Source organism: Nocardiopsis halotolerans DSM 44410, assembly GCF_000341065.1.
Classification (GTDB): Bacteria; Actinomycetota; Actinomycetes; order Streptosporangiales; family Streptosporangiaceae; genus Nocardiopsis; species Nocardiopsis halotolerans.
Genome location: NZ_ANAX01000209.1, coordinates 1 through 7,290 on the forward strand (window position 1 = coordinate 1; position 7,290 = coordinate 7,290).

Consider the following 7,290-nt stretch of genomic DNA (forward strand, 5'->3'; position numbering starts at 1 on the left):
GGGTCCAGGATCAGCGCGCCCGCGATCACCACGCGCTGGCGCTGGCCGCCGGACAGCTCGTGCGGGTAGCGGGCGAAGAACCGCTCCGGCGGGCGCAGGCCCGCCCTGGACAGCGCCTCGCCGACCCTCCCCGACTCGTCGGGGACGGTGCCCTCGTGGATGCGCAGCCCCTCGGCCACGGACTCGTAGACGGTGCGGCGCGGGTTGAGCGACCCCGTGGGATCCTGCTGCACCAGCTGCACCCGACGTCGGTAGCGGCGCATGTCGCGGGAGCCGTAGCGCAGCTGGCTCCCCTCGAACACCACGTCACCGCCGGTGGGCCGTTCCAGGCCCAGCAGCGCACGGGCCAGGGTGGTCTTGCCGCAGCCGGACTCCCCCACCAGCGCCACGATCTCCCCCGCGGCGATGTCGAGGTTGACGCCGTCCACGGCGCGGGCGGTGCCCCGACCGCCGCCGGGGGCGATCCCCGTCTCGAAGGCGATCTCCACCCCCCGGGCACTCAGGACGGGCACCGTCTCCTGTCCGGGTGTCGGCGGTTTCGCGTGGGAGTCGGTCTCGGTGGTGCTCACGGGCGCGTCTCCTCGGTGGGTGCGGCGGTCACGGGCGGCCTCCGTCGTCCCCCGTGGCCGTCAGCGGCTTGGCGGGTCCCACGTGCACGCACGCCGCCTGCCGGGTGGACACGCCCTCGGTGTCGGGGTCCACGGGCCACAGGGGCGGGTCGACGGTGGAGCACACGGTCTCGACCACCGCGCAGCGCGGACGGAACACACAGCCCGAGGGCGGGTCCGCCGGGTCGGGCGGATCACCGGGCAGACCGCGCGGCGCCCGGCGCGAGGCCGGATCCCCGATACGGGGGAAGGCGGCGCTGAGCGCGCTGGCGTAGGGGTGCGCGGGCTCGTGCACGACATCCTGGGCGGGTCCCCGCTCCACGACGCGGCCCGCGTACATGATCGCGACCCGGTCGCAGGTGGCGGCCAGGACCGACAGGTCGTGGCTGATCATCAGCATGCCGATGCCGTGCTCGGCGACGAGGCGCCGCAACAGGGCCAGGATCTGGGCCTGGATCATCACGTCCAGGGCGGTGGTGGCCTCGTCGGCGATGATCAGGCGCGGCTCGCAGGCCAGCGCCATCGCGATCATGACCCGCTGGCGCTGCCCTCCGGACAGCTGGTGCGGGTAGTCGCGCGCGCGGGAGGCGGGCAGGCCCACCTGTTCGAGGAGCGCGGAGACCCGGGCGGGCGCCTCCGAGGCCGGGACGGTGCCGTGGACGCCCATCGGTTCGGCGATCTGCTGACCGATCCGGCGAACCGGGTTGAGCGAGTGCATGGCGCCCTGGAAGACGATGGAGGCGCCCGCCCAGCGGACGGCGCGCAACCGGCCCCAGCGCATGTCGAGGACGTTCTCGCCCTCCAGCAGCACCTCTCCGCTGATGCGCGCGGTCCCCGGCAGCAGACGCAGCAGGGCCAGGGCCACGGTGGACTTCCCGCTGCCGGACTCGCCCGCCAGGCCCAGGGTGTCGCCGGGATCCAGCGCCAGGTCCACGCCGCGCACGGCGGGGACGCCGCCGTCGTCGGTGCGGTAGGTGACGTGCAGGTCGCGGACGTCGAGGAGGGAGGTCAACGCTGCTCCCGGAGTCGCGGGTTGATGACGGATTCGAGGGCCCGGCCGCACAGGGTGAAGGACAGCGCGACCACGGCGATCGCCAGACCGGGCGGAACCATGTACCACCAGATTCCGGAACTGATCGCACCGGAGTTGCGGGCCGCGTCCAGGATGCCTCCCCAGGAGACGGTGGTCGGGTCTCCCACGCCCAGGAACGCCAGCGTGGACTCGGCGATGATCGAGGTGGCCACGAGCAGGGTGGTCTGGGCGAGCACGACCGGCATGACGTTGGGCAGGACGTGCCAGAGCATGACGTGGGCGTGGCCGCCGCCCAGGGCGCGGGCCCGTTCCACGTAGGGCCGGGCCTCCACCGCCAGGGTCTGGGCGCGCACCAGCCGCGCGGTGGCGGGCCAGACGGTCAGGCCGATGGCGATGATGATGGTGCCGGTGCCGCGCGGCAGCACGGCGGCCAGGGCCACGGCCAGGACCAGGGTCGGCAGGACCAGGAACCAGTCGGTGACGCGCATGAGCGCCGAGGACACGAACCGCCCCGCGGAGCCGCCGGAGGCGCCGAAGTGCCCGGCGGTCATCCCCACCAGGGTGCCCAGGACCACGGAGACGGCCGTGGCCAGGAAACCCACCGTGAGTGAGACCCGGGCGCCCCAGACGACCAGGTCCAGGATGGAGCGGCCGAAGTTGTCGGTGCCGAGCGGGAACCGCGCGCTGGGCGGCTCGTAGGCGGTGCCGGGTGCGCCGGTGACGGTGAGGTGGGCCTGGTCGATGAAGAGCGGGGCGGTTAGCGCCAGGGCGCCGATGGCCAGCAGCCCCGCCAGGCCGACCAGCCCGGCGCGCCTGCGGGCGTACTCGCGGGCGAAGCGGCGCAGGGCCTCGCGTCGGCGCCTGCGGGCCAGGGCGCGTGGTGTGGGCGGTGCGGTGGTGCCACCGCCCGTGTGGTCGTCGGTCTCCGGGGGGCCGGGCGTCCCGGCGGGGGCGCTCACGGGCGCACCCGGGGGTCGAGCAGCGGGTACACCAGGTCGGCGAGCAGGTTCATGAGGATCACCGAGGCCGCGAAGACCACGAACAGGCCCTGGACGAGGCCGAGGTCGGGTACGCGCAGGCCGGAGTAGAAGAGCTGTCCGAGGCCGGGCCAGGAGAACACGGTCTCCACGAGGATCACGCCGGACACGACCTGTCCGAGGTTGAGGAAGACGAGCGTCACGGTGGGCAGCAGCGCGTTGGGCACGGCGTGCCTGCGCCGCACCAGGGCGTCGCGCAGCCCCTTGGCGCGTGCGGTGGTGAGGTAGTCGGCGCCCTTCTCGTCCATGAGCGAGGAGCGCATGATCATCAGGTACTGGGCGTAGATGACCGCGACCATGGTGGTGATGGGCAGCACCATGTGCCAGGCGGTGTTGAGCACGGTGTCCGCGAGTCCGTCGGTGCGCGGGTCGACCATGCCGCCGGTGGGGAACATGCCGGGGATGAAGCCGCGCCCGGAGGCCAGGAACACGATGAGCAGCAGGCCGAGCCAGAACGTGGGCACCGACCAGAAGAACAGGGCGACGGCGGTGTGGACGCGGTCCGGGCGGCCGCCCGGTCGCCACCCGGCCCTGGAGCCCAGGAACAGGCCCAGCAGCGCGGCGATGACCGTGCCGGTCCCGGCGAGGAGGAGCGTCGGGCCGAGCCGGTTCAGGATGAGTTCGGCGACCGGCTCCCGGTACTGGAAGGACATGCCGAGGTCGAGGCGGAGCAGACCGGACGCGTAGTCCAGGAACTGCTGCCACAGCGGTTGGTCCAGGCCGAACTGGCGGCGCAGCTCCTCACGCTGCTCGGCGGTGACCTCGCGGCCCTCGGTCATGGCGCGGACGGGGTCGCCGGGCAGGATCCGGAAGAGGAAGAACCCGGCGACGACCACGGCGGCCAGGGAGGCCACCGCGATCGTCAGGCGTCCGGCCACGTAGCGCACGACGCGTCCGGCGCGGCCGGGTTCGGCGGGTTCGGGAGGGACGCCGGGGGTCGGTGTTCCCGGCGAGTCCTCCGACGTGGTGGAAGTACTGGTCACTCGCGGTCCCCCATGGTCGCGCGTCGGCGCCGGAGCAGCAGGCCCCCGGCCGCGGCGAGGACGAGGACGGCGGCGCCGACGCCGACCCAGACCGCGGTGGAGGGGCCGCCGGCGGAGCCCTCGACCCGGTTGGCGGCGGGTTCGGCCGACCACAGGGCCCAGTAGCCGTCCTGGCCCCAGATGTTGCCGCCCTCGGCGGGTTCGTACCGGATGGAGGCGATGTGGTCGGTGCGGTAGGCCTCCATGATGTTGGGGTAGGCCAGCACGTTCACGACGGCCTCGCGGTGGAGGACCTCCTGGAGCTGGTGGATGATCCCGGCGCGGGCCTCGCGGTCGTACTCGGCGAGCTGGGCCTGGTAGAGCTCGTCGTACTCCTCGTCGCAGAAGTAGGCGTCGCCCTGCATGGTGCCGGGCTCGACGGGCAGCGCCCCGCAGGTGTGGATGCTCAGCACGTAGTCGGGGTCGGGGTTGACCGTCCAACCGGTGAAGATGAGGTCGTACTCGCCGGCGAAGAGGGCGTCGCTGAGCACGCCGGGGTCGACGGTGAGGTTCCTGACCTCGATGCCGACGTCGGCGAGGCGCTCGACGAGGATCAGTCCGGCGTTGACGTTCGCGGGCCGGTCCTGGTGGACGTGCATGCGCAGTTCGAGGCGGTCGCCCTCGGGTGAGACGCGCACGCCGTCGGGGCCCCTCTCGTACCCGGCCTCGTCGAGCATCGCGTTGGCGGCCTCGGGGTCGAAGTCGGGGAAGGCCTGGTCGCCCTCGGGCGTCCAGTGGAAGTCGGAGTAGCGGGGCGGGATGTAGCCGCCCGCGGCCACGGCCTGGCCGCCGTGCGCCTTGTCGACGATCTCCTGGTTGTCGATGGCCATGACGATGGCCTGGCGCAGGGTGCGGTCGGCGAGGGCGGGATGCCCGTCGCCGAACTCCTCGCCGTCCTGGGTGACGGCGCCGGGGTTGATGGTGAAGGCCTGGAACCGCTTGCCGTCGGCGATGTTGACCCTGATGTTCTCGGCCGACTGGAGGGCTTCGGCCTGGGCCTGCGTGAGCTCGTAGACGAAGGAGACCTCGCCGCTGCGCAGCGCCTCGACCGCCGCGTCCTTCTCTGAGTAGTAGCGGAAGACGATCCGGTCGAAGCCGGGTGCGCCGCGCCAGTGGTCGGGGTTGGCCTCCAGGGTGATGGACCGGCCCGGGTCGTGGCCGGTGAGGACGAAGGGGCCGCTACCGACGGTCGGGAAGTCCTCGTTGTTGTAGTCGGCGAAGGAGTCGCCCTGCTCCTCCAGGATCGGCTCCCAGACGTGTTGGGGGACGATCGGGACGTTGAGCGAGGTCATCGTGGCCTGGGGGCGTTCGAGTTCGATGACCACCGCGTGGTCGTCCTGGGCGGTGACCGACTCGAAGCTGGTGACGTAGTTGCCGTTGGCGACCGCCGCGGCCTCGTTCTCCATCATGGTGGTGAAGGTCCAGACCACGTCGTCGGCGGTGAGGGGCTCGCCGTCGGTGAACCGGACGTCCTCGCGCAGGTGGAAGGTCCAGGTGAGGCCGTCGTCGCTGGACTCCCAGGACTCCGCCAGGGAGGGGGCGGGCTGTCCCGTCTCGGGGTCGACCGTGACCAGGGAGTCGTAGACGTGGCGCAGGACGTTGGTGGTGATCGCCAGCTGGGCCACGAAGGGGTTGAACGAGTCCACCTGCTGGGAGGTGGCGATCGTGAGGGTGTTGGTGCCGCCCTCGTCCGCGGCTGCGGGGGCCGCCGACACGGCGGCGACGANGGAGCGCGGTTCCCGTCGCGGCGATACGGCGGAGGCGCGGGGCGACGGCCGTGGTGGCGTGGTTCCGGAGTGTGGTGGCGAGGGGCCTGGGCGGGGGGTGGTGGAAGTTCATGTGCGGCCCCTCCTGTCAGAGGATCGTGGGTCGGTGGCGCGCCACCTGGGGGTTGTTGGTTGTTTACCAACGGACGGTGACGAGCGTCAATGACCTTCGTGGAGCGCCGTGACATCGACGCGTATTCGAGTCCGGAAGCCGTCGCGGAGGGGCTGTGGGAGCGGCCCTGGGGCGGGTGGATGGCGTGTGTCCGGGGTGGTGGGGAGGATCCCGGGCGGTGTGCGGGCCAGAGGCGGTGGAAAGGGCTCCGCGAGGAGGGGAGCACCACGGGTGCCGGATGGGCCGATGTGGCGCGTTGCGGGGCACGGGCGGCGGGTTCGGCCGCCCATCACCCGATCCGTGCCCGTGACAGGGCGTTTACGGCCTTTCCCCACCGCCCCCTTACGGCTGCCCCGCGTTGGCAGTGAATGCCGTACTCCGCTACGGTTCCGGCCATGATGGGGCACTCGCACGCACTGAGTGGCGTGGTCGGCTGGATGGCGGTCGTTCCGCTGGTCCAGGGCAGGGAATTTCTCGGACTCAGTTTCCACCTGGGTGCCGGTGAGATCATCGCCGGTGCCCTGGTCTGCGCCGGTGCGGCCCTGCTGCCCGATCTGGACCACAAGAGCGCCACGGTGACCAAGACCTACGGCAGGGTCACCGAGGTGTTGAGCGGCATGCTCGGTTTCCTCTTCGGCGGGCACCGCATGGGGACGCACTCGTTCTTCTTCGCGATCCTCGTGGGCGTGCTGGCACAGCTGCTGGCGCTGTGGTCGGAGATGGCCGTCCAGGTCTTCGTGTTCCTGATGATCGGTATCGCCCTCCAGGGCCTGGGTTTCGGCCTGGACAAGAACCGGGTCGCCTCGGGGGTCATCAACGCGATGGCCACCGCCGGGATCACACTGGCCCTGTACACCGCAGGGGTGGGCTACAGCTGGCTGGGCCTGGCGGTGGCCTTCGGTGTGATCCTGCACTTCTTCGGCGACATGATCACCAAGATGGGCGTACCGATCTTCTGGCCCTTCTACAAGAAGCGCTTCGGCCAGAACAAGGGCTTCGTCACCGACGGGCCGGTCGAGCAGAAGCTGGTCACCCCGCTGCTGACCATCGGCGTCATCGTGGGAACGATCTACCTCTTCGACTGGCCGAGCCTGCTCCCCGAGTACTAGCCCTTTGGTCTGCTGCTGGCCACGGTGATGCGGGCGAACGACGACCCCCACAGCGCCGGGAGCGGCTGCGGGAGGGCGGTCAACGGTTGGGGTTCGGGGATGGTCGGCCTCTGCTGCGGTGGCGCCAGCTGCCGCGAGGTGGGACAGGTGGCGAGTAACGCCTGATGGGGTTGGGTGTCCGGGCTCTGCTGCGTTGGCACCAACGGCGAGTGGGTCCTCCAGCGCCGGGTAGCGGTGCTGTCCCTGGTGGTGAGGGTTGGCGACGGTCGCACCAACGGCGGCGGGTGTCTGGGGGCTGCGCCCAACGGCCGGGCCACTGGTGGTGACGGTAGCGACGCTGGCACCAACGGTGGGAGCCACTGTCGGAGGGCGACCAACGCCTGAGGGGTGCGGGTAGCCGGGCTCTGCTGCGATAGCGGCACCAACGGCAAGCGGGTCCTCCAGCGCCGGGTAACGGTGCTGTCCCCGGTGGTGAGGGTCGGCCACGGTGGCACCAACGGCAGCGGATGCCTGGGGACCCCGCCCAACGGCCGGGCCGCTAACGGTGGCGGTAGCGGCGTCGGCACCAACGACGGCGCAGCAGCGCGGTCCAGGCTCCCTGTC

At 71.7% G+C, this 7,290-nt stretch carries 6 protein-coding genes; 1 reads left to right on the forward strand and 5 read right to left on the reverse strand.

Going from position 1 to position 7,290, the window contains the following annotated elements; all coding sequences use genetic code 11:
• From D455_RS30685 to D455_RS0116210, 5 genes are all read right to left on the reverse strand, one after another.
• A partial coding sequence (locus D455_RS30685) for an ATP-binding cassette domain-containing protein (RefSeq protein WP_017571762.1) occupies positions 1-569 on the reverse strand: 569 nt, incomplete at its 3' end.
• 28 nt (positions 570-597) lie between these two features.
• Entirely contained in the window at positions 598-1,620 is a 1,023-nt protein-coding gene (locus D455_RS0116195; protein WP_017571763.1) for an ABC transporter ATP-binding protein, read from the reverse strand.
• On the reverse strand, positions 1,617-2,600 hold the full coding sequence (locus tag D455_RS0116200; RefSeq protein WP_017571764.1) for an ABC transporter permease: 984 nt from the start codon (positions 2,598-2,600) through the stop codon (positions 1,617-1,619). Before D455_RS0116200 ends, D455_RS0116195 begins: the two co-directional genes overlap by 4 nt.
• Entirely contained in the window at positions 2,597-3,661 is a 1,065-nt protein-coding gene (locus D455_RS0116205) for an ABC transporter permease (RefSeq protein ID WP_017571765.1), read from the reverse strand. Before D455_RS0116205 ends, D455_RS0116200 begins: the two co-directional genes overlap by 4 nt.
• The gene (locus D455_RS0116210) at positions 3,658-5,415 is read right to left on the reverse strand and encodes an ABC transporter substrate-binding protein (protein ID WP_017571766.1); all 1,758 of its coding nucleotides are present in this window, start codon (positions 5,413-5,415) and stop codon (positions 3,658-3,660) included. The genes D455_RS0116205 and D455_RS0116210 overlap by 4 nt, the downstream gene beginning before the upstream one ends.
• 558 nt (positions 5,416-5,973) lie before the next feature.
• On the opposite strand from D455_RS0116210, the gene D455_RS0116215 reads away from it, so the two are divergent.
• The gene (locus tag D455_RS0116215; protein ID WP_017571767.1) at positions 5,974-6,687 is read left to right on the forward strand and encodes a metal-dependent hydrolase; all 714 of its coding nucleotides are present in this window, start codon (positions 5,974-5,976) and stop codon (positions 6,685-6,687) included.
• Positions 6,688-7,290: the final 603 nt, after the last annotated feature.

Excerpts from the sequence above, each read along its gene's own strand:
- D455_RS0116215 (WP_017571767.1), top strand. The coding sequence starts at position 5,974 with ATGATGGGGCACTCGCACGCACTGAGTGGCGTGGTCGGCTGGATGGCG.